Genomic DNA, 17,592 nt, shown 5'->3' with positions numbered 1-17,592 from the left:
ACGGGTTCCTGCTCGATCAGCTCGAACACCGCCTCGCCGAAAGCCCGGACCAGCTTCGTCGCGTAGACCGGGCCGATGCCGCGGATCATGCCGGAGCCGAGGTACTTCTCGATGCCCTCCAGAGTGGTGGGTGGGCTGGCCTTGAGGAAGGCCGCCTTGAACTGCAGGCCGTGGGTGCGGTCGTTGGTCCAGGTGCCGCTCATCTGCACCCACTCGACGGCGGCGATGGCGGCGGCGTGGCCCACTACGGTGACGAGATCGCGCTGCCCGCGCACCTTCACGCGGAGCACGCAGAAGCCGCTGTCGGCGTTGTGGAAGGTGACCCGCTCCACCAGCCCAGCCAGTGCCTCCGTCTCCGGCCCGCGACCGGCAGGCGTGGCAACCGCGGGCACGGAAGGATTCATCCCGTCATCATGCAGGTCGAGCGGTCGCATAGGTCGTTGTCACGGGTCCGAACCTGAAGTCACGGCAGCACTTCTCGCCCTTCTTGAGTCAGTCGCCTTACAACATACTGTAAGTCGACTAGCAGTATGAGGCGTATGCCAGACACCTATGTACAGACAGCCTACCCCTGACGCCTATTGACACGGCGTCAGCAGTCTGGGGTAGGTACGGCCTGCCATCGTCCAGCAGGGGATGAGGAATGCCGGTCATTAGCATCGCTAGCACCAAGGGGGGTGTAGGCAAGACTACACTATCGCGCATCCTGGTGGCGTCGCTGGCCAGCGAAAGTGCCGACTTTGTCGCAATCGATGCCGATCCCAATGACGCTCTGAGCCGCTGGAGGTCAAAGTTCTACTCGGGGCCTGACTTCGATCTAGTGCGCGAGCCTGACCACGATCGACTGGCGCATCTGATCCATGAGCGAGCCCAAAGCCGCGAGATTGTTATCGTGGACACCGCCGGCTTCAACAACCAATCTGCAACTATTGCAATGACATTCAGTGATTCTGTGCTGATCCCGATCATGGCCGACGAGGCCGACATGGAGGGCGCGGAGAAAACTTGGCAACGATGCCGAGGCGTGGCGCTTGGAGCGCGGCGCGAGATTCCAGCCTGGGTGGTAATGAACTCAGTCAAGAAAACCTCGCAGATTCATCAGCACGTCCTAGGCGAGCTGCAGCGCCTGGCCGAGGAGGTAGGTCTGCGCTGGCTCGACACCAAACTGTCCAACCTAGTCGCCTACAATGAGATTTCGTGGAGTGGATCGTTGCCTGACCGCGGCCCAGCAGTACAGGAGATCCGGCATTTTATGGATGAGCTGCGGCGCCGCAGCATTTTGCCTCCAGCCACGGCGGCAAGTCGAAAGACGCCTAACGCCTAACGCCTAACGCCTTACACCGACGACTGACGTCCTACAACCGACGCCTTGCTTCCACCGCCTTACACCTTAAAAACTACACCCTACGACTTACAGCAGACGGCTAACGCCTAACAGCAGACAAGGATGACGATGGCTCGTAACCTTAAAAGCCGCGGCTCGAGCCTGAGTCCGGAAGAGGCAATCCGCATTGCGGCTGAGGCCACGCCTGATGCACCTCCAGCAGTCATGCGCGCAACAGGATCCGAGGCAACGGAGGAGGCGATAGGGGCCTTCGTTGCAGCACCAGGGACGGCCAATGTCATTTCGAGAGTGCAGCGCCATGAAGCCCCCCCTGCACCCCCTAGCACCGCCCTGCACGTCCTCGACCCGAACGCCAACAGCGTGCTCTCTCACCGCTATCGGGAAGCTAGCCTGATGAGTATTGCGCGCGTCGCCAAGGCGCGTGGAATGACCCAAAAGCAGTTGCTCAGCGCTGCCCTCGTTGCCTTCGGCGTCGAGTTGCACCCAGCGGATCTTGGCGTGCGACCACCCATCCGGCGCCGCTTGAATGAGGTGTGAGGGGAAGAGGCCAACCTGTTGACTTGGCGTCCAGCAACCAGAAGCCGAGCTTAGGCGGCACGCTGAATTGGTCAGGTTAAGCAGGGTGCGCCGATTTAACCCTTTGAGTTACCATATAATTCGTGTTTCTGCGATTTGACGCTCCTTGAGCAGACGCCTTACCGCAGACAACTGACTGTCAAGCAGTCTGGGGCCAAGGCACCGAGCTCTGAGCCTGCGACTTATAGGGAGCTTAGTATCTCTTATAGGTATGTCGTACCAATTCAGCGTGGATAACGCCGGTTCTTCTGGCCGATTCAGCGTGAAGCTGTGTGTCCGGATCTGACCGATTCAGCGTATTCGACGCACGGCGCAGCGTGGGCGAATCACCACCTACTGACCGTTTCAGCGTGGATAACCCTACGGAGAGGCCGCGACCTGACCGATTCAGCGCAAAATCCGCCGCGTCACGCAGTATGGTCGCCTACCGAATCCGATCGGAACGCAATGAGCGACCCACCGGCAACCCAACTCAGCCTTCTGGGCATCGAAGAGGCCATCCGCCAGGGCAAGGCGGCAGCTGCTTCGCCTGTTGAGCGCCGGCGCATTGAACGTGGCTGGGAGCTGGCGCAGGAGTTGCTGCTCGACCCACCGGCCGAGGACGATTTCGCCTTCATGCATTCGGGCTTGTGCCAGACCTACCTGCCGCACAGCCGGCCGCGCAGTAACCAACAGGTCTGGACCCGCAGCGCCGGCCGCTTCACGCTGATCGTCCAGCCAGGCTTAATTGATGATCGGGCGCCACAGGTAAGAGGGCGCTCGCCCACCCCTGAGGAACAGGAACGTATGTTCGTCGGCGTGCCGTACGGCGCCCGGGCGAGGCTGATCCTAATCTACCTGCAGTCTGAGGGCGTCCAGCGGGGCAGGGAGGTCTCTCTTGGTGCCAGCCTATCAGCCTGGATCCGCTCAATGGGTCTGGCTGTGCAGGGCGGTGAGCGGGGCACTATCTCGATGGTTCGAGAACAGGCCATGCGAGTGGCCCGCTGCCAGTTCACCTTGCAGTGGGACGGCTCGGACGGGGCAGGTCAAACACGGCGGGCGCTGCGCGACATCAGGCTGGTCGATGGGCTGGATTTAGCCGCTGATGACGATGCCAAGATGTTCCCCCGTACCGTGCTGCTGAATGAAGCCTTCTATGAGCATTTGCGGGAACATGCGGTACCTCTCGACCGCCGCAGCATCGGGCGCCTAGTCGGCAACTCGCTAGGTCTCGACTTATACGCAATGTTTGCCTATCGCCTACCGCGGCTGAAGGCCGGCCTGCACCTCTCCTGGACACAACTCCACGCCCAACTCGGAGCCAACTATAAGTCGGCTGACCAGCTTGCTAAGAAGATCAAGCACACGCTGACAGAGGTGGCCTTCGCTTATCCTGAAGCGAAGGTCGAGGTGACGCGGCATGGCCTGCTACTGAAGCCATCGCCAAGCTCCGTGCCCCGAAATACGAGCGTCAACGGTTTCAAGTTGATGCTGGGCGGCAGGGCCATCTAGCCGGATCGCCAATCGGACCGACCTCGTCGCGCGTGCTAAGCAATAGCGACGAGGGTAATCGGCGAGGTCGGGATCAGCGCAACCTGCTTCCACGGGGCTAGTTTGGCTCCCTGCTGTCACGTCAAGCCCGAAACCCCAAGCCGGCTCGCCACCACCTCGAGCAGGGCGAGATCGCCCTCGCGCCGCTGCTTCCGGCTCAGCAGGGCGAGGGCCGCGCCGGGTGACATTCCGAGTGCGGCGCCGATGGTGGCGGGCGTGGTCAGGTCTCGCTCGCTCAGCGCCCGGCCGATCAGCATGCGGAGGCGGATGATCTTCAGCCGCTCCGCTTCGTGGGCACGGCGCGCCTCGGCGGTCAGCTTGGGCTTTGGCGGCGGCGGGTCGGCGGGGAGGGTCATGCCGGCGCATATAGGGCGCGCCGCGGCGGCCGTCGCCACAGCGTCTCACGGCAAAGGTGTGGCTGGCTCAGGTGCGCAGGCCGGGGAGGGTTGCCTGGAGGCGAAGGCTATGGCCGCGCGTTGGCGATGTGCCTGGCGGTTGTGGGTAGGGTGGCAGCGGCCGCAGCGTCGAAGGCCGGCAGCTGGGCGCGCAGACGCACCAGCAGGTCGGCGATGCGAACCGGCTTGATGAGGTAGTCGCTGGCGCCGCAGCTCAGGCCCTCTAGCCGGCCCTGCTCCCCGGCCGAGCCGGTCAGCAGGAGGATCGGGATCTGCAGGCCGCGCTGTCGCAGCTGCCGGCAGAGGTCGCGGCCGTCGCCGTCGGGCAGGCCAAGATCCAGCAGGATGGCGTCGTAGGCGGCGTCCGGGCTGCCGAGCAGGGCCTCGGCCTCGGCGATGGTCGCGGCGGCATCGACCAGCAGATCCCGCTCGCTGGAGAGCACGTCGACGAACAGGCCGCGCAGGCAGGCGTTGTCTTCCACGACCAGGATGTGACGGGGGATCGGCACGGCGTCCTCCTGTGTCGGCGCCGCCTAATTGGGCGGCTAGTGCAGGCGGGGCGGGTCAAGACGCGGGGGCGGCGCCGTAGCCGCGGCCTGCAGTTGTGCGAAGACCAGGAGCGCCTTCCGGTCTTTGCGCGACATGGTGGCCCAGAGACGGGTCAAGTCGGCGATTTCTTCTGGAAAAGGAAAATAAGAATAACTTGAAGTAAAGAAAGTCACGTTTTTGATCCTTGTCTGCCGCCGCTGACTGATCACGAGGGCGAGAATGGCGTATACCGCTATGATCAACAACGTTTTTGTTCTGGGTACATGTCGATTACACGATCGGTCGCTCGAGACGGCAGGAAAACCCGACCCTTTCCTGCCCGGCGCGACCGGCTGATGCAGAACGCAAGGCGACCCGCGAGGTCATGCGCCTGCCGCAGGCGGGCCGCCCCCGGCCGGTCAGGGGCGCTCGCTGGCCCTGCGCGGCGTCTGGCCTGCTGCTGTGGCGGCCAGGGTGACGCCGGGGAGGCGGCGGTAGTGCGCGCGGCCGGGGCCAGTCCGCTGCACGAAGCCCTCGATCCAGCCCTCATGCAGCCGATGCCGCAGGGTGCACAGGGCTGGCGGGATTCCGTCGCCGGCCTGAAGCCGCGCCAGCAGGTCTCCGGCGTCCAGCGCCTCGCCCGGTGGCATCGATGCCAGGACCCGCTCGAGCGGCCACGCCGCCAGGTCCCCGTCCAGGGCGCCGACGTTGCGACCTTTGACCGGGGCCGGCGGTGCTGTGCGCGGGGCCGGTTCAGAGGCGGTGGGGCAGGGACTCATCATGGGCGGCTAGAGGGGGCGTCGGCCGGGATCGCCAGCGTCCGGAGCATGGCCTGGCCGGCCTGCCAGGCATCCTCGGCGTAGCGGAAGGGCTGGTCGGAGTGCTGCAGGACGATGCCGTTGGCCTCGCGGAGGATGGACCAGCCCCAGGTCTTGGGGAGGCGCGAGCGGATTTCGACCTTCACGTAGCCGGCGATGAAGGGAGGGCGTTCTTGCATGGTTTCGGCCTTCCGGGAGCGGCCGGCCGGTGGGATCGGGCGGCGTTCGGGTCGGAGGTATCACCACACGTTTCCGTGATGACAGCGTCGAGTATGCAATCCGACAAAAAGCCACGAACTAGCATGTCCTGGTTTCTTGACTTCCCCGAGATGCTACCCGAAGGCGATCCGCCGCCGGCAGGGAAGGTGAGCGCATAGGCGGAGGGGCTCAAAATCCTTGTGTGCTCCAGGACCGCCTCCTAAGGTTTCTCACGGAATCGAGAGAAGGGGCTCGTGATGGCCAGAGGAATCGTGCTCGTGCCGGCGATGTCCGTGCCGCTCTGGATCGGCATCTACTACGCGGCCAGCTTTCTCTTCTCGAAAGCCTAGCCCCGGCGCCAGGCGCGCCCGCTGGGGCCCGGCACCCCAAGCAGGGATGCCCGGTACCCCTTCAGGGCGAGACCCGTGCCCAACGCCTCAGTGAGGCCTGCTCCGGCCACTCACGACAGTCCGAGCCAGCGCGCCCAGGATCCGGGCCCGCGCGGGGCAGGGGGCGCGATCTGCGTCACCTGGAACCGGTCCGCCACCGCCTCCGGCATCGCCACCGGGCCGAAGTAGCGATCGCCCCGCAGGTCGGCCGGCGCGCAGATGACCACGCCATCCTGCCACTCCTGCCGGTCGACCATCTCCGGCCAGTCATCGCCGCGCCAGAGCAGGGGGCGCAGCCCGCTCGCATCCTCCACCCAGTGCCAGCCGCTGATCTCCGGCCTGACAGGGACGCCATCCCACCTGTTGCTCATGCTCCTGTCCAACCTGTGCCCGTGATCTGCAGCGTAGCAAGCACCGTGCCGCCGTAGTGTGGCGAAAAGGGGTGAGCCGACGCCCGTGGTTCGCCCTGCTGTGAATCGGCCGCTTATGGTGCTGCTCCAGGTCTGGCTTGGTGGCCAAGGCCGGATCGCGGAGCGGTTCAGGGATGACGGCTGGAGGTCGCAATGGGTATCAGTAGGGATCCCATTCCTCGCTGCGTTGAGCCCGCCAGGTGCTCAGCCTGTGCAATACAGGGGGCGCCAAGATACCGCTCAGCAGCCCGACGACCAGCATCAAGAGCATGTCCACGGCAGTCAAACCGCGACCAGGTCGAGCCGCTCGACCAGGCGTCGGTGCCGCCAAGTCGACGCAGCAACCGCGGCAAAGCGAAGCGCCAGCGACCGGCGCTTCGCCTGCTGCGTTGGTACACCTGGCAGAGACCATGCGATTGCCGTCTCGCCGTCGACCATCGCATCTGCAGCGCCCATAGGGATCAAGCGCGCCGACGCGTGGACCAAATCGGAAGACATGTTCACGACCAGCAACACGGGCCGATCGGTCGCCGCCAAGTCAGCCATTCCCTGCCGCAGCATGAGGGCAAAATGCGCTGTAGCGGCGCGCTCGGTCTGGACCAGATCCAAGGGTTGGGCACGTCGAGGCGCAAATCCTGCCGTGGTACGCAAAGCGGCATTGATATGCATTTGCTGGGCCTAATGGCTGACTGAGGTGCCGTACGGTTGCAGGGCAGCCGCTCGGGGTGGGGGCGGCAACAAGGAGGTAGCGCATTTACTCACATTCAAAATTTGACATGTTCTTGAGTAATTTAGCAGAAGGTTATTGTGCCGAGTTCGTGACGTACTGATACCCGATCAGCTTCGGGTAAGACGTCTCCCTGGGCGCTCCGCCTCGGGTACGTGTCGGCTGCACCACCCTTGGCGGCGCCCACGGCCGTTGTAGGGCCGCGCTAGCCCCTACGGATCATCACCTGTGCCAGGTCGCGGCCATGACGCTCAAGCCAGACCGAGACTGCACCAGGCCGCGCAGCCGGCGGTGGTACGGGCGGCAAGGCGCGCCTCGGCAGGGCATGGACATGCGGCCCGCGCGGGAGCCGGCCACCATGCTTGGCCGCTCCTCCCGCCGGCGGCGGCAGCGGTTGGCCAACTCGGTGCCCCGTTCCACCTTGGATGCCGCAATGGCGGCGGGCCTTGCCCGGTTCGGCCCGATCTTGGATGCCGTGGTGCTGAACTGACGCCGCTGATGACGGCGCGGAACCTGCGCAACCTGACGCCGGACGAGACAAGCCTCGGGATCACGCTTGCTGGCCGTCAGCCTCGCCGGAAGAACCTGCGCAGGGCCCGCCTCAGCGGCCCCCCCGCCGTCCATGCCGCCAGCTCCGACCGCGCCGCCTCTGCCGTCTGGCGTTCCGCTTCAGCTTGAAGCAGCGCCCGCGCGACCGCATGCTCGCGCGCCGCATCCTCGCGGAGAGCCGCCCGCAGGGCCTCGGCCTCGCCTTCCGCCCGCCCAGTACGCTCCCGTTGATCCGCCAGTTCTGCCTGGGCGGCCAGGCGGGCCTCACGCTCCAGGTTCACCAGATCTTCCGCCAGCTCGGCTCTGTCCTCTGCGACCTGACAGACCTCTCGCTCCGTGTCGGCCCGTGCCTCCGAAATCTGCAGGGCGTTCCGCAGCCCAGCCGCCTCGCCTTCCGATCGTCCCAGCCGAAGTCGCACCTCCGCGAGTGCCGCCTCTGCCCTGTCCGCCCGCTCGCGCTCGCACGCCAACTGATGGCGCAGGACATCGACGGCGTCCTTCAGCGCTTTGGCCGTGTCGGTCCGGTCGGCCGCCGGTGCGGGAATTCGTTGGCGCTCTTGTTCTGCCGCGATACCGGCGACTTCGGCGGAGGTCAGGATGACCCCTAGGCCGTCGGGTCCCCTCTCGCCCGTGAGTTTCCCGCGACGGATGCGGAGCCGGATCGCCTCGAGGGACAAGCCGGTGAACTGCGCGACTTCCGCCAGCGTGTACCGCCTGGGCTGGTCCATCATGCCAGCAGGTTCGGCCAGCCGGCGGTCGGAAGTCCAGTCTGACGCCGGCTATGCAGGGGCCGGCTGGACGACGAGATCCAACACCTTGGCCTGCATCGAGGCGCAGAGTGCCCTGGCCTCGTCGTAGGTGGTGCCGGGCCGCAGTTCCAAGGTGATCATCATGCCGCGAAGCTGCGGGATGTCGGCCCCCTTCGGCTCGAACAGGATGAAGGGCCGGTCGGGCTGGCCGTCGCCGGCTTCCTTGACGGTGAAGGTGAAGCTCGCTCGGTTGATCATGGGCGCCTCTCAGAATGTTCTTATTATGCAATATAAGCGGCGACCCCGCCAGCATCGGACCCAATCTCCCCACACACTTGTCCGTGGCCCTTGAGGGCGCCGCGCGAAGATCCAAGACTTGAGTCTCGCGCTATCGGTCATGGAGGTCAGCATGTCGGATGCGGAGAACAGTGCCCGGCCGGACCCTGAAGCGGAGCAGGATCTTGAGCAGGCCATTCGCGAGCGCGCCTTCCTGCTTTGGGAGTTGGAGGGCCGGCCGGAGGGCAGGGAGGAAGAATACTGGCATCGTGCCCGCGAGCGGATAGAAGCCGAGACGCACGCCGCCTATCCCCCGGCGCAGGCCGGCCACCACCGGACCTAGTCGCGCCGTCTCATGATCCTGTTGCCAGGGCAACAGGCATACGCCGCGCGCTGCGCAGGCAAGTTCATCGAGAACCTGACCAGGCAGCTGCACCGGCGCCACGGCGCAGCAGGAGAGGCCGCGGGCGCCGCTCGACCCGCTGATCGGCCGTCTGCCAAGGGGTGCTGCCGGCCTGCCGCAGAACCGGCTGATGGCCTCCGTGGAGGTCGGAGGTTCGTTTCGCCTAGCGGACGTCATTCCTGAGCCTGCTCGCTGCCGGCAGTGGTTCCGTCTCACAATCTGTTCAAAGAAGGGAACGCGACGGTAGATGTCGTGCTCTCCTAATCTACCCGCCACCGAACAGCCTTGGGAAGGACAGGTTCTTGGACGTAACGAAATCCTGCTGGTTGGATCGCGAGGCTCTCGCTGCGTACATCGGCGTCCGCGTGGACCGCCTGCCGCGCCTTATCAAAGCGGGCAAACTTCCGGCCGCATCATTCTACCTCGGCGCTCAATCGCCGCGGTGGTGGTCAGCCGATGTGGATGTAGCCGTCCGCGCCGCAGGCGGCGTGGCAAGCTTGGGTCCGGTGCCAAAGCCTGCACAGCCGTCTCTGGTCCAAGACGACGACGGTCGTGCCCCTGGTGGTGGTGTAGGGGCGACGGAGCCTGGGCCGCAAAGCAAAGCCCCTGACGAAGCATAGCGGAGCGCCCCGGAGGGCCCGCCTCAGCGGCGCACCTCTGGGTAACGGGCGCACCGTCGCCTGGACCGGCAGATGCCGCCGCCTCGCCCGCGACCGTGGGGCCACGCCCAGTACCGCCACCGCCGCCACCGTCCTGCTCCCGGCGCAACAGCGTGCGGAAGCGGGTTCTGAAAGATCGGGCACTTCACCTCTGAAGCGTTCAGAGATGCAAACCTTACTCTTACAAAAATCCGCCATCGGTGCTCTCTGGATCCGGCAGAGGGGCAGGTTCTTCTGCGCAATGGCCACATGCCGTGATGGAGCCTTCTGAATGCCCAAGACGCAGCCCGCCACGCCGACCAGGACACCGAGCGCAGCCACCGTGACCCTCAAGCAGCTGGCGCCCGAACTGGCCGAGGCGCACGAGATGACCAGGAAGCAGGTTGAGGCCGTACTGGCCGGCCTGGTCGAGACGGTGACCACGCGCCTCAAGGCCGGCGACAAGGTGCGGCTGACCGGGCTCGGCATCCTGCAGGTGCGCGACCGGCCGGCGCGGACTGGCCGCAATCCGGGGACGGGCCAGCCGATCGAGATCCAGGCCAGCCGGAAGATCGCCTTCAGTGCGGCAAAGGAACTCAAGGACGTCGTCTGACCTGCGCCGGAGAACAGCGACGAGCGGGCGATCGGCCTTCTCCCGCCGAACGCCCTGACGGACGCAACCTGCCGGTCGCCTCGCCGGCCGGGCCGGCAGAGGGCGCCGCCACCTGACCCGCCGTTACTCCGGTGTCTGGTCCGCGGCCTGCCGCAGCTGGCCGCGGGCGACGGCACGGGCGAAGGCCATCAGGGCGGCACGGCGACGCGGATCGCCGATGGTGGAGAACACCTGCACCAGCTCGACCAGCTCATCCGTGGCGCCGTCGATGAAGTCGACCATCGGCTCGTGCCGCGGCGCGGAGCCGCCCATCAGCGTCTCCGGCCGCACGCCAAGCGCCGTTGCGATGCCGAGAAGGCGGCTGGTCGCGATCCGTGTCGCACCCGTCTCGTAGCGGTGGAACTGCGCGCCGGTGACGCCGACGATATCGGCGATCTCCTTCTGCGTCCGGCCGGCGGCGCGGCGCAGTTCCTTGATCCGGCTGCCGACGCTGGCGTCGGCGGAGGTGGGTGAGCGATTGCCCGGGATCACCGCCATGACCTGCCCGACTTCCGATCCATCGTTCATCGCCACGAAGGCTTGCGGGCTCGCCTCCATCGCGGCGGTGCCAGAGCCGGCCGGAAATGTCGCGTAAAGAGCCTGCATCGTTTTGATCCTTGGGGCGGCAGGGTGAAGCTGCTGTGGGTGGGCAAGTGCGAATGTCACGTACGAGGAGGGACAGAACGCCCCCTGTTTGATTTCGTTCGAATAAATCTAATTGCATTCAGGTGGCATCACCGGAATCTACTCACGCAGGAACTGCGTCAGCGTGCCGCGAAGCCGGCTGAGTTCACGATCGTGCCAGGGTTCAGCGGGTGGAGTGCCGCGACGGGGGCTCGCTGTGCTCTACCAGCGAGCCCGTTGCAGGCTACGCCGAGACGGCCCGCCGGCGGCGGCGGGCCAGGCCGAGGCCGAGCAGGCCGGCGCCGAACAGCGCCAGGCTCGCGGGTTCCGGCACCGGGGTCGGCGGCGGCGTGGTGCTGCCCTGGGTGTCGAAGAAGGTGATGTGGGAGAAGCCCGGATTGCCTGGGAAGTAGGGGTCGAGGTTGGCGGTGAAGGACGTGATCGCCATCGTCAGGTCGTAGAACAGCGCTAAGCCGTCCGCCCGCGCCACGTCGCGGTCGGACAGGCGGGTGGCGGTGGTGCGGCCGCCCTTGGTGACCGAGACGAAGACCGCCCCTGATGCGATCCCGGCCGCCTGCAGCCAGGCCTGCACGGCCCGCACCGGGCAGGTGAGGTCGTGCTGGCCGTGCGGCAGGGCGATCTCGGTGCCGGCGCCGTCGGGGTCCGTCTTGCTCCGGCGCAGCGTCAGCACCAGGCCTTCGGGCACCGGCCGCAAATCGGCCAGGTCGAGCGCCACCAGCTCGGCACGGCACAGCGCCGCGGCGAAGCCGACCAGCAGCAGGGCGCGGTCGCGCAGCGGCCGCAGCCAGGGGCGGCGGGCCAATTCGCGCAGCGCGTCGCGCAGCACCTCGCTGGTCGCCGCGGTGGTCTGGCGCGGCGCGGTGCCGTGCCGTGCTGGCGGCGGATGCCGGCCCAGACCTCGCGCACCGCCGGGTGGCGCGGGTCGAGGCTGTGGCCTTGGAGGCGGTGCGCCTGGCCGATGGCGACCAGGCGCAGCCGCAGCGAGGCGGGGCGGAGGGTTTGCGCCCGGTCGGCCAGGAAGAGCCCGACGGTTTCCGGCGCCGCCGGCAGGGGCGCGAGGCCGTGGGCGTCGCACCATCGACAAAAGTCCGTCCAGGCGATGGCGTAGCTGCGCCGCGTGCTTTGGGCTCGCGCCTGGTGCGCGTAGCCGCGGGCGCGGTCGGCGGTGGCGGCCAGGTCGTGGGCGGCCGGCGGGGTGTCGGGGCGCGGGGCGGGAGGGGCAGGGGGGTGGCGCATGCGTCTCCGGCCGGTTGTGTCCGATAACCCTCTTCGGGCACGACTTCGGCCGGCGTTGCCTGCCTGCGCGCCCTCCCTACGGATACCGTCCTATGGCGTTTCCTGGTCCTATACTCTGAGGCGCGGGGCGGAGCGCCCGCCGTGACGCGGAGGACAGCCATGGTTGATCCCGAGGACCGCGAGGCTTTTCACCAGACGCTAGAGCGCGAGGCGTGGCGCATCGCCGCGACCGGCTCGCCTTCGGATGCCGGCCAGTTGGTCATGCAATCCGTGGCGACCAGCATCGCGGCGGCGCTGCCGGAGGCCTCAACGGAGATGCGTGCGTCGGTGGCATCGAAGGCACTGCTCGTGTTGGCGGAGACGGAATGGAACGCGGCGGTGAACGCGATGGCGGCGGTGCTGCTGTCTGGCACGAACCGGCTCGCGGCGGAGGACATGCTGGCGTCCGGCAATATGGTGAAGCTGCGGGACCGCTGGCCATGACGGGGGAGACATGCGCCCGGGGGTCCTGACTCCGGAGGACATGGCGGAGATACGCGCGCGCCTTGAGCAGCGGCACGGCATGACGCCGGCTCAAGCGGCGGAGGCCATGGCGCGGATGGCGGAGCGCCTTGCGCGGATAGCGGAGGGCGACCGCCGGCCGCGCTCCTGATGGCGAACAAGCCCGGCGCGCAGTTTCGAGACCACCCAACATGGTCGCCGGACGCGCCGCCCTGCCGCGGCTGCTGGCCGACTTCGTCGGCTATCAATTCGCGACGCAATGCCCGACGCCGTCCTGCCCCGGTGGCGCCCATTGCCGAGGCCCGGCCCGGAATCGCGGTAGGCGAAGCGCTGGCGCGGCTCCGGTGCCAAGCCTGCGGTCAGCCGCCCGAGATCGCCGCGCTGTCGCTGCCGAGCGTCAAAGCCGGCGAGACGTGGCTCGCGCTCCGGATCGAGGCGGATCGCTGGAAGCCGAACCGGTAAGCGGCTCATTGCATCAATATTGCCTGCGATTACGCCCTAATGCATATCGAGGAGGTCCCGGCCGGCGAGGGGTCAGCCGATTCTGGACGGCAGCGCGGGGCGGGTCGAGGCTGTGGCCGCCTCCTCGCCCCCGCTGCGCCCCTCTGCTTCGAGCGGAACAATCGCGGCCGGAGCTCCTCCTCCTCGCCGGCCTGGTTGCGCCTGGTCGAGCTGGCGGAAGGCCCAGGCGACCGCGAATCGTCTTGCCTCGCCAGCTTGTTTCAGCCTCGCTGTCCGGGGGATTCCTGGGGGACAGCGTGGCGGATATCCGGGCGGACGCTCAATGGCTGACCTACGAGGAGCTCGGCCTTGTCCTGGGGATAGACCCGGACAGTGCGAACCGGCGAGCGCGGCGCGCGAAGTGGCCCAGGCAAAGGGGAAATGACGGCAAGACGCGGGTCGCCGTCCCTCCGGACGTCCGCCCCCAATCCGCCCCGGACATTGAGGAGACAAGCCGGCCGCGCCGTCCTCCGGCCAATCCCGGAGGGACAAGCGGCCATGTCCCTGCCGACGGAAACTCTATTGTCAAAGCCCTGGAAGCCGAGGCGGCGCTCCTGCGCGAAGCCTTGGCGCGCGAGCGGGATCGAGCTGACAGGGCGGAGGAGGCCGCGGCCTCGCTACCAGACCTCCGCGAGCGGACCGGCCGCGCCGAGGGCGAGGCCGAAGGCCTGCGCGCCGCCCTCCGCACGGCGGAGGCCCAGGCGGCAACGCTGCAGGCGGACGTCATCCGCGAGCGCGGCACGGCGCAGACCTTGCTCCAAGCCGAGGCGGCCGAGCGTCAGGCGGCAGAGATGGCGCGGGAGGAGCTGGCGGCGTGGACTGCTGGCGGACCATTGGCGCGAATGGCCCGGGCGTTCTTTCGACGTCGCTGACCTTGATCGGCATATACCGCATAGTATCCGATTACAGAAGCTTGTTTCGGATCTGAAAGATTGTTGTCCTAGCGACGTGCTATACTCGCCCATCGCCAGCCGTAACTGACCGGTTGCTGGCGCCGTGAGATGACGGATTCGCCGTCTGCTCCCTCCCATTTGCGGTTCGGAGCACGGCATGACGACAACCCCCATGAGCACCATAATTTTGCTTTTGGTAGAAGATGACTCGATTCTGCAAGGTTTACTGGAAATCGCGCTTTCGGACGAAGGGTTTGAGGTCGTGCTTGCCATCAGCGGGAGTCAGGCGATTGCCCAGCTGGACGCCAAGGGGGCGCGGTTTAAGGGCCTGATCACCGACATCCGGCTTGGGGCTGGTCCCAATGGTTGGGACGTGGGCCACAGGGCGCGGGAAGTCTTTACGGGCATCCCTGTGGTCTACATGAGCGGCGACAGCGCGCAGGAATGGTCGGCCAACGGCGTGCCCGAAAGCATCATGGTGAAAAAGCCCTTCGTCACGGCCCAGCTCATCACCGCCATCACAACGCTGCTGAATCAGGCCAGCAGCGCTGCGGCCTTGTGCGATGCCATGAAGCACGACACGGCTCCAAAGGCGAAGGGCTAGGCTGGCTGCCTCTCGCTGCTGCCGGCGGAGTGGCTCACCCGCGATATTCCTGTACCGCGGGTGGGTATGCGCTTGCCGCCCACTGGGCAGAGCTTTGTGCTGCCGTAGGGCAGGGGGATCCGCACAGCCGCATGGCTACCCTTGTTCTGTGGCAGTTTGCGCAGCAGGCGATACTCCGGGTCGAGCATTGTCCTGGATAGTCGTGGCCTCGGCACAAGCAGTGCCTCAGCGCGCCAGTGATTGGCAGCGCCACGGCCGCCTCTTCGACCGATCCCGCTCCAATCAAATCGACGCAATAAGTCTTATCCACAATTTCTGGGGATGAATCTGTGGAAATCTTACCGTAATCGTTGGCTTGCCCGCGCGCTTCCGGTGTGCCCAATCGGCAGGCATGTCCACGCCCCGAAGCGGTGTCATCGGGTCCACGGTCGTCCGTCTTTGCGCCCGTTATATCGTGACGAGGTAAATCCAGGGTCGGGATTGGCGCAACTTGCTTCAATGCGATCGCTTGGAAAGCCAGCGGTCAAATCGCGCCTCGAATCCCGAGCCGGATCGCTGCTGCTTCCAGCAAAGCCACATCGCCGTCGCGCCGCCGCTTTCGGCCCAGCGGCGCGACGGCTTCGCAGGCCGGGAAGGGCGCTCCCCGAGGGCGCGCCTCGGCGACCGCCGCCACATCACCTCACGACGAACGCGAGGCTCTGCAATGCCAGCCGGGGAGGGCGCTGCCCTGGGGCTCGGTCATGTCCGCGCGCCGCCAAGGCGCCTGGCGGCAACGGAAAGGGCGGCAGCTGCGGCGCCATCAAGCGCCGGCAGCTGTGCCCGCAGGCGCACCAGCAAATCGGCGATGCGGATCGGCTTGATGAGGTAGTCGCTCGCGCCGTAACCAAGGCTATCAATTCGGTCCTGTTCGCCGACCGAGCCAGTCAGCATGAGGATCGGGCTCTTGAGGCCACGTCGGCGCAGCTGCAGGCAGAGGTCGCGGCCGTCGCCGTCGGGCAGGCCACAGTCCAGCAGGATGGCGTCGTAGCAGGCGTCTGAACAGGCCAGCAGGGCTTTAGCCTCGGTGATGGTTCCGGCGGCATCGACAAGGAGATCGGGCTCATTGGAGAGCACGTCGACGATCAGACTGCGCAGGCTGGCATTGTCTTCCACAACCAGGATGTGGCGAGGCATTGCACGGCGTCCTTCGGTTCGGGCGCGGCCTGCTGAGGTCGCTAGTGAAGGCATGGCTCCGCGAGAGGCGTGGGCTGGATTGTTGCTGCGGCTTGGAGGCGGGCGAAGGCGAGGAGCGCCTTGCGGTCTTTGCTCGACATGGCGACCCAGAGGCACATCAGAACGGCGATTTCTTCTGCAGGAGGCGAGAGGGAGTTATTATAAGTAATAACATTCACGTTACTGATCTCCGCCCGCCACTGTCGATCGATCACATGAATGAGAGTAGCAAATAACGCACAGCGCCAGCAACGATTTACTTCAAAGCCGTTCCATTACAGGGCCTGCCAGTTGAGGCGGGTGGCGAAGCACGTCGCGGCCCCGGGCTCGGGCATGACCGGTCGATGCAGACCGCGATGCAGATCGCGACGGTCCTGCCGCCTGCTGCAGGCGGCCGCTGCCGCCGTCGGACCGCGCTGGCCCTCCGCAGGGTCTAGCTAGACGGTCTTGCCTGCCTCTGTGACACCCAGCAGGCGCCGGTAGCGCGACCGGTCGGGGCCGCTCCGCTCAAGAAAACCTTCAAGCCAGCCTTCGTGCAGGCGATGCTGTAGGGTGCACAAGCGTGGCGCGACGCCGTCAGCCTGCAGGCGCACCATCAACGCGCCGGCGTCGAGCGCTTCGTCGGGCGGCATCGCCATCAGGACCCGCTCGAGCGGCCACGCCTCCAGGCCTCCAGGGCAGGGGCTCATTGCGGGCGGCTAGGCGGCATCGGCGGAGATCGCCAGCGTCCGCAGTACGGCCTGTCCTGCCTGCCAGGCATCCTCGGCGCATTTGAAGGGCTCGTCGGAGTGCCGGAGGACGACGCCGTTGGCGTCACGTAGGATGGACCAGCCCCAGGTTTTCGGAAGGCGCGAGCGGATCTCGACTTTCACGTAGCCGGCGATGAGGGGTTCACGTGCTTGCATGGTTCTGCCTCGCGGGATCGGCGGCCGTCCTGGGGAGGGGCGACGGGCGGGCAGGAGGTAACATCATACGTTTCAACAGCAGTAGTATCGAGTAGGCTTGTCGGCAAACAATCACAAACCGAAACGTCTAGGTTTCTTGGATTTGGATGAATGCCACCGCCGGGCGATTTGGCGCGGGACAACCAGCTGCCAGGCGATCAGGCGGCGGCAGATTCAGCGATGCCCACGGCGGCGCGAGAGCGTTCAGGAAGGCGAACCGCCTCTTTGCCCCAAGACTTTGGCCAGCCCGCAGGCAGACCTGGCGGGGTCCCGTCGGGGCGCCGGCTAGGTCGGCGCCGGCTGGATGACGAGGTCCAACACCTTGGTTTGCATCAAGGCGCAGAGCGCCTTGGCTTCGTCGTAGGTGGTGCCGGGCCTCAGCTCCAAGGTGATCATCATGCCGCGAAGCTGCGGAATATCGGCGCCTTTCGGCTCGAACAGGATGTAGGGCCGGTTGGGCTGATCGCCGCCGCCCTTTTTAACCGTGAAGGTGAAGCTTTCCCGGTAGATCATGGCCGTCCCCAGATCGTTCTTATTGTATAATATAAGTGGTGGCTGCACCAGCGGCAGGCACGATCCCGCCGCGCCATTCGCGGAGGTTCTGGTCGAATACCGGGCCGCGCAGCAAGCTGCATGCCATTGCGAAATCGGAGTGAGAGCAGTAGCCGCGGGAGCGCTTGACGATGTCAGCGAGGTTGAGGGGGGGGCAACAGGACGTCGGCGCGCTGCGCGGGCACTGCAGGGGTCAGACGGGGCCTTGTCCGGTGTTCTGCCCGATACACCTCGATCCCGGAGGGCCCCACGACGCGTTTGCGCCGTCGACCTGGAGGCGCGCCAGCAGGTCCTCGGCGGAAGCGACGCTTACCGCAGGCG

Annotated in this window: 25 protein-coding genes and 1 pseudogene; 11 read left to right on the top strand and 15 right to left on the bottom strand. The window is 66.4% G+C overall.

Translation table 11 applies throughout. The features are described from left to right. Positions 1-404, bottom strand: a 404-nt coding sequence (locus tag ACFHPP_RS27920) for a YrrC family ATP-dependent DNA helicase (protein WP_437166517.1), incomplete at its 3' end; no start/stop codon positions are given. 239 nt (positions 405-643) lie between these two features. Here ACFHPP_RS27920 and ACFHPP_RS27915 point away from each other — a divergent pair. From ACFHPP_RS27915 to ACFHPP_RS27905, 3 genes are all read left to right on the top strand, one after another. Continuing rightward, positions 644-1,324 (top strand): ParA family protein, encoded by a 681-nt coding sequence (locus tag ACFHPP_RS27915; RefSeq protein ID WP_437166516.1) that lies wholly within the window; start codon positions 644-646, stop codon positions 1,322-1,324. Between the two features lie 123 nt (positions 1,325-1,447). Beyond that, a complete protein-coding gene (locus tag ACFHPP_RS27910; RefSeq protein ID WP_437166515.1) occupies positions 1,448-1,882 on the top strand; it encodes a hypothetical protein in 435 nt (144 codons plus the stop codon). A 486-nt stretch (positions 1,883-2,368) separates the two neighbouring features. Further along, complete coding sequence (locus ACFHPP_RS27905) at positions 2,369-3,412, top strand: replication protein RepA (protein WP_437166514.1); 1,044 nt, start codon at positions 2,369-2,371, stop codon at positions 3,410-3,412. A 116-nt stretch (positions 3,413-3,528) separates the two neighbouring features. On the opposite strand, the gene ACFHPP_RS27900 is transcribed toward ACFHPP_RS27905, so the two are convergent. From ACFHPP_RS27900 to ACFHPP_RS27875, 6 genes are all read right to left on the bottom strand, one after another. Continuing rightward, positions 3,529-3,807 (bottom strand): hypothetical protein, encoded by a 279-nt coding sequence (locus tag ACFHPP_RS27900; RefSeq protein ID WP_437166513.1) that lies wholly within the window; start codon positions 3,805-3,807, stop codon positions 3,529-3,531. A gap of 107 nt (positions 3,808-3,914) precedes the next feature. After that, positions 3,915-4,355 carry a response regulator transcription factor gene (locus ACFHPP_RS27895; RefSeq protein ID WP_437166512.1) on the bottom strand — a complete coding sequence of 147 codons (441 nt, stop codon included), beginning with the start codon at positions 4,353-4,355 and terminating at the stop codon, positions 3,915-3,917. A gap of 438 nt (positions 4,356-4,793) precedes the next feature. Further along, a complete protein-coding gene (locus ACFHPP_RS27890; RefSeq protein ID WP_437166511.1) occupies positions 4,794-5,024 on the bottom strand; it encodes a hypothetical protein in 231 nt (76 codons plus the stop codon). Positions 5,025-5,152: 128 nt separating this feature from the next. Beyond that, positions 5,153-5,371, bottom strand: a complete 219-nt coding sequence (locus tag ACFHPP_RS27885) for a hypothetical protein (RefSeq protein ID WP_437166510.1) — start codon at positions 5,369-5,371, stop codon at positions 5,153-5,155. 479 nt (positions 5,372-5,850) lie between these two features. Continuing rightward, positions 5,851-6,150 carry a hypothetical protein gene (locus ACFHPP_RS27880; RefSeq protein ID WP_437166509.1) on the bottom strand — a complete coding sequence of 100 codons (300 nt, stop codon included), beginning with the start codon at positions 6,148-6,150 and terminating at the stop codon, positions 5,851-5,853. A gap of 321 nt (positions 6,151-6,471) precedes the next feature. Continuing rightward, positions 6,472-6,858, bottom strand: coding sequence for a hypothetical protein (locus tag ACFHPP_RS27875; RefSeq protein ID WP_437166508.1), 387 nt, complete (start codon positions 6,856-6,858; stop codon positions 6,472-6,474). A gap of 416 nt (positions 6,859-7,274) precedes the next feature. Between ACFHPP_RS27875 and ACFHPP_RS27870 the strand changes: the two genes are divergently transcribed. Further along, positions 7,275-7,406: a hypothetical protein gene (locus ACFHPP_RS27870; protein ID WP_437166507.1), complete on the top strand. Its 132-nt coding sequence runs from the start codon at positions 7,275-7,277 to the stop codon at positions 7,404-7,406. A gap of 76 nt (positions 7,407-7,482) precedes the next feature. Here the strand turns inward: ACFHPP_RS27870 and ACFHPP_RS27865 are convergent, their stop codons facing one another. Together ACFHPP_RS27865 and ACFHPP_RS27860 are read right to left on the bottom strand one after the other, a co-directional pair. Further along, positions 7,483-8,196 carry a hypothetical protein gene (locus tag ACFHPP_RS27865; protein ID WP_437166506.1) on the bottom strand — a complete coding sequence of 238 codons (714 nt, stop codon included), beginning with the start codon at positions 8,194-8,196 and terminating at the stop codon, positions 7,483-7,485. A gap of 48 nt (positions 8,197-8,244) precedes the next feature. Further along, positions 8,245-8,472, bottom strand: coding sequence for a hypothetical protein (locus tag ACFHPP_RS27860; RefSeq protein ID WP_430672593.1), 228 nt, complete (start codon positions 8,470-8,472; stop codon positions 8,245-8,247). 151 nt (positions 8,473-8,623) lie between these two features. Between ACFHPP_RS27860 and ACFHPP_RS27855 the strand changes: the two genes are divergently transcribed. Together ACFHPP_RS27855 and ACFHPP_RS27850 are read left to right on the top strand one after the other, a co-directional pair. Further along, a complete protein-coding gene (locus ACFHPP_RS27855) occupies positions 8,624-8,833 on the top strand; it encodes a DUF2934 domain-containing protein (RefSeq protein WP_437166505.1) in 210 nt (69 codons plus the stop codon). Between the two features lie 990 nt (positions 8,834-9,823). Continuing rightward, the gene (locus tag ACFHPP_RS27850; protein WP_437166504.1) at positions 9,824-10,144 is read left to right on the top strand and encodes an HU family DNA-binding protein; all 321 of its coding nucleotides are present in this window, start codon (positions 9,824-9,826) and stop codon (positions 10,142-10,144) included. Positions 10,145-10,267: 123 nt separating this feature from the next. Here ACFHPP_RS27850 and ACFHPP_RS27845 read toward each other — a convergent pair whose 3' ends face one another. Continuing rightward, complete coding sequence (locus ACFHPP_RS27845) at positions 10,268-10,789, bottom strand: helix-turn-helix domain-containing protein (protein ID WP_437166503.1); 522 nt, start codon at positions 10,787-10,789, stop codon at positions 10,268-10,270. Positions 10,790-11,051: 262 nt separating this feature from the next. Further along, positions 11,052-11,150: pseudogene (locus ACFHPP_RS27840) on the bottom strand (PEP-CTERM sorting domain-containing protein); the annotation flags it as partial. 1,073 nt (positions 11,151-12,223) lie between these two features. Between ACFHPP_RS27840 and ACFHPP_RS27835 the strand changes: the two are divergent. The 5 genes from ACFHPP_RS27835 (at position 12,224) to ACFHPP_RS27815 (ending at position 14,563) form a co-directional block, all read left to right on the top strand. Continuing rightward, positions 12,224-12,547 (top strand): hypothetical protein, encoded by a 324-nt coding sequence (locus tag ACFHPP_RS27835; RefSeq protein WP_437166502.1) that lies wholly within the window; start codon positions 12,224-12,226, stop codon positions 12,545-12,547. 10 nt (positions 12,548-12,557) lie between these two features. Continuing rightward, on the top strand, positions 12,558-12,716 hold the full coding sequence (locus tag ACFHPP_RS27830) for a hypothetical protein (RefSeq protein WP_437166501.1): 159 nt from the start codon (positions 12,558-12,560) through the stop codon (positions 12,714-12,716). Beyond that, positions 12,716-13,027 carry a hypothetical protein gene (locus tag ACFHPP_RS27825; protein ID WP_437166500.1) on the top strand — a complete coding sequence of 104 codons (312 nt, stop codon included), beginning with the start codon at positions 12,716-12,718 and terminating at the stop codon, positions 13,025-13,027. Before ACFHPP_RS27830 ends, ACFHPP_RS27825 begins: the two co-directional genes overlap by 1 nt. Before the next feature lie 296 nt (positions 13,028-13,323). Beyond that, complete coding sequence (locus ACFHPP_RS27820) at positions 13,324-13,938, top strand: hypothetical protein (protein ID WP_437166499.1); 615 nt, start codon at positions 13,324-13,326, stop codon at positions 13,936-13,938. Between the two features lie 178 nt (positions 13,939-14,116). Then, positions 14,117-14,563, top strand: coding sequence for a response regulator (locus ACFHPP_RS27815; protein ID WP_437166498.1), 447 nt, complete (start codon positions 14,117-14,119; stop codon positions 14,561-14,563). Positions 14,564-15,301: 738 nt separating this feature from the next. Here ACFHPP_RS27815 and ACFHPP_RS27810 read toward each other — a convergent pair. The 4 genes from ACFHPP_RS27810 to ACFHPP_RS27795 form a co-directional block, all read right to left on the bottom strand. After that, positions 15,302-15,736, bottom strand: a complete 435-nt coding sequence (locus ACFHPP_RS27810) for a response regulator transcription factor (RefSeq protein ID WP_437166497.1) — start codon at positions 15,734-15,736, stop codon at positions 15,302-15,304. Positions 15,737-16,212: 476 nt separating this feature from the next. Next, positions 16,213-16,413 carry a hypothetical protein gene (locus ACFHPP_RS27805; protein WP_437166496.1) on the bottom strand — a complete coding sequence of 67 codons (201 nt, stop codon included), beginning with the start codon at positions 16,411-16,413 and terminating at the stop codon, positions 16,213-16,215. A 60-nt stretch (positions 16,414-16,473) separates the two neighbouring features. Continuing rightward, complete coding sequence (locus ACFHPP_RS27800) at positions 16,474-16,680, bottom strand: hypothetical protein (protein WP_437166495.1); 207 nt, start codon at positions 16,678-16,680, stop codon at positions 16,474-16,476. 324 nt (positions 16,681-17,004) lie between these two features. Further along, on the bottom strand, positions 17,005-17,232 hold the full coding sequence (locus tag ACFHPP_RS27795) for a hypothetical protein (protein ID WP_437166494.1): 228 nt from the start codon (positions 17,230-17,232) through the stop codon (positions 17,005-17,007). Positions 17,233-17,592 lie beyond the last annotated feature (360 nt).

It is taken from the genome of Falsiroseomonas sp. E2-1-a20 (genome assembly GCF_051433195.1).
GTDB lineage: Bacteria > Pseudomonadota > Alphaproteobacteria > Acetobacterales > Acetobacteraceae > Falsiroseomonas.
Note: the sequence above shows the minus strand (reverse complement) of the source record. Positions and strands in the feature narration are given on the sequence as shown.

Coding starts and splice junctions, on each gene's coding strand:
- ACFHPP_RS27915 (WP_437166516.1), top strand. CDS start 644: ATGCCGGTCATTAGCATCGCTAGCACCAAGGGGGGTGTAGGCAAGACT.
- ACFHPP_RS27910 (WP_437166515.1), top strand. CDS start 1,448: ATGACGATGGCTCGTAACCTTAAAAGCCGCGGCTCGAGCCTGAGTCCG.
- ACFHPP_RS27905 (WP_437166514.1), top strand. CDS start 2,369: ATGAGCGACCCACCGGCAACCCAACTCAGCCTTCTGGGCATCGAAGAG.
- ACFHPP_RS27900 (WP_437166513.1), bottom strand. CDS start 3,807: ATGACCCTCCCCGCCGACCCGCCGCCGCCAAAGCCCAAGCTGACCGCC.
- ACFHPP_RS27890 (WP_437166511.1), bottom strand. CDS start 5,024: ATGCCACCGGGCGAGGCGCTGGACGCCGGAGACCTGCTGGCGCGGCTT.
- ACFHPP_RS27885 (WP_437166510.1), bottom strand. CDS start 5,371: ATGCAAGAACGCCCTCCCTTCATCGCCGGCTACGTGAAGGTCGAAATC.
- ACFHPP_RS27880 (WP_437166509.1), bottom strand. CDS start 6,150: ATGAGCAACAGGTGGGATGGCGTCCCTGTCAGGCCGGAGATCAGCGGC.
- ACFHPP_RS27875 (WP_437166508.1), bottom strand. CDS start 6,858: ATGCATATCAATGCCGCTTTGCGTACCACGGCAGGATTTGCGCCTCGA.
- ACFHPP_RS27870 (WP_437166507.1), top strand. CDS start 7,275: ATGCTTGGCCGCTCCTCCCGCCGGCGGCGGCAGCGGTTGGCCAACTCG.
- ACFHPP_RS27865 (WP_437166506.1), bottom strand. CDS start 8,196: ATGATGGACCAGCCCAGGCGGTACACGCTGGCGGAAGTCGCGCAGTTC.
- ACFHPP_RS27860 (WP_430672593.1), bottom strand. CDS start 8,472: ATGATCAACCGAGCGAGCTTCACCTTCACCGTCAAGGAAGCCGGCGAC.
- ACFHPP_RS27855 (WP_437166505.1), top strand. CDS start 8,624: ATGTCGGATGCGGAGAACAGTGCCCGGCCGGACCCTGAAGCGGAGCAG.
- ACFHPP_RS27850 (WP_437166504.1), top strand. CDS start 9,824: ATGCCCAAGACGCAGCCCGCCACGCCGACCAGGACACCGAGCGCAGCC.
- ACFHPP_RS27845 (WP_437166503.1), bottom strand. CDS start 10,789: ATGCAGGCTCTTTACGCGACATTTCCGGCCGGCTCTGGCACCGCCGCG.
- ACFHPP_RS27835 (WP_437166502.1), top strand. CDS start 12,224: ATGGTTGATCCCGAGGACCGCGAGGCTTTTCACCAGACGCTAGAGCGC.
- ACFHPP_RS27830 (WP_437166501.1), top strand. CDS start 12,558: ATGCGCCCGGGGGTCCTGACTCCGGAGGACATGGCGGAGATACGCGCG.
- ACFHPP_RS27825 (WP_437166500.1), top strand. CDS start 12,716: ATGGCGAACAAGCCCGGCGCGCAGTTTCGAGACCACCCAACATGGTCG.
- ACFHPP_RS27815 (WP_437166498.1), top strand. CDS start 14,117: ATGACGACAACCCCCATGAGCACCATAATTTTGCTTTTGGTAGAAGAT.
- ACFHPP_RS27810 (WP_437166497.1), bottom strand. CDS start 15,736: ATGCCTCGCCACATCCTGGTTGTGGAAGACAATGCCAGCCTGCGCAGT.
- ACFHPP_RS27805 (WP_437166496.1), bottom strand. CDS start 16,413: ATGGCGATGCCGCCCGACGAAGCGCTCGACGCCGGCGCGTTGATGGTG.
- ACFHPP_RS27800 (WP_437166495.1), bottom strand. CDS start 16,680: ATGCAAGCACGTGAACCCCTCATCGCCGGCTACGTGAAAGTCGAGATC.
- ACFHPP_RS27795 (WP_437166494.1), bottom strand. CDS start 17,232: ATGATCTACCGGGAAAGCTTCACCTTCACGGTTAAAAAGGGCGGCGGC.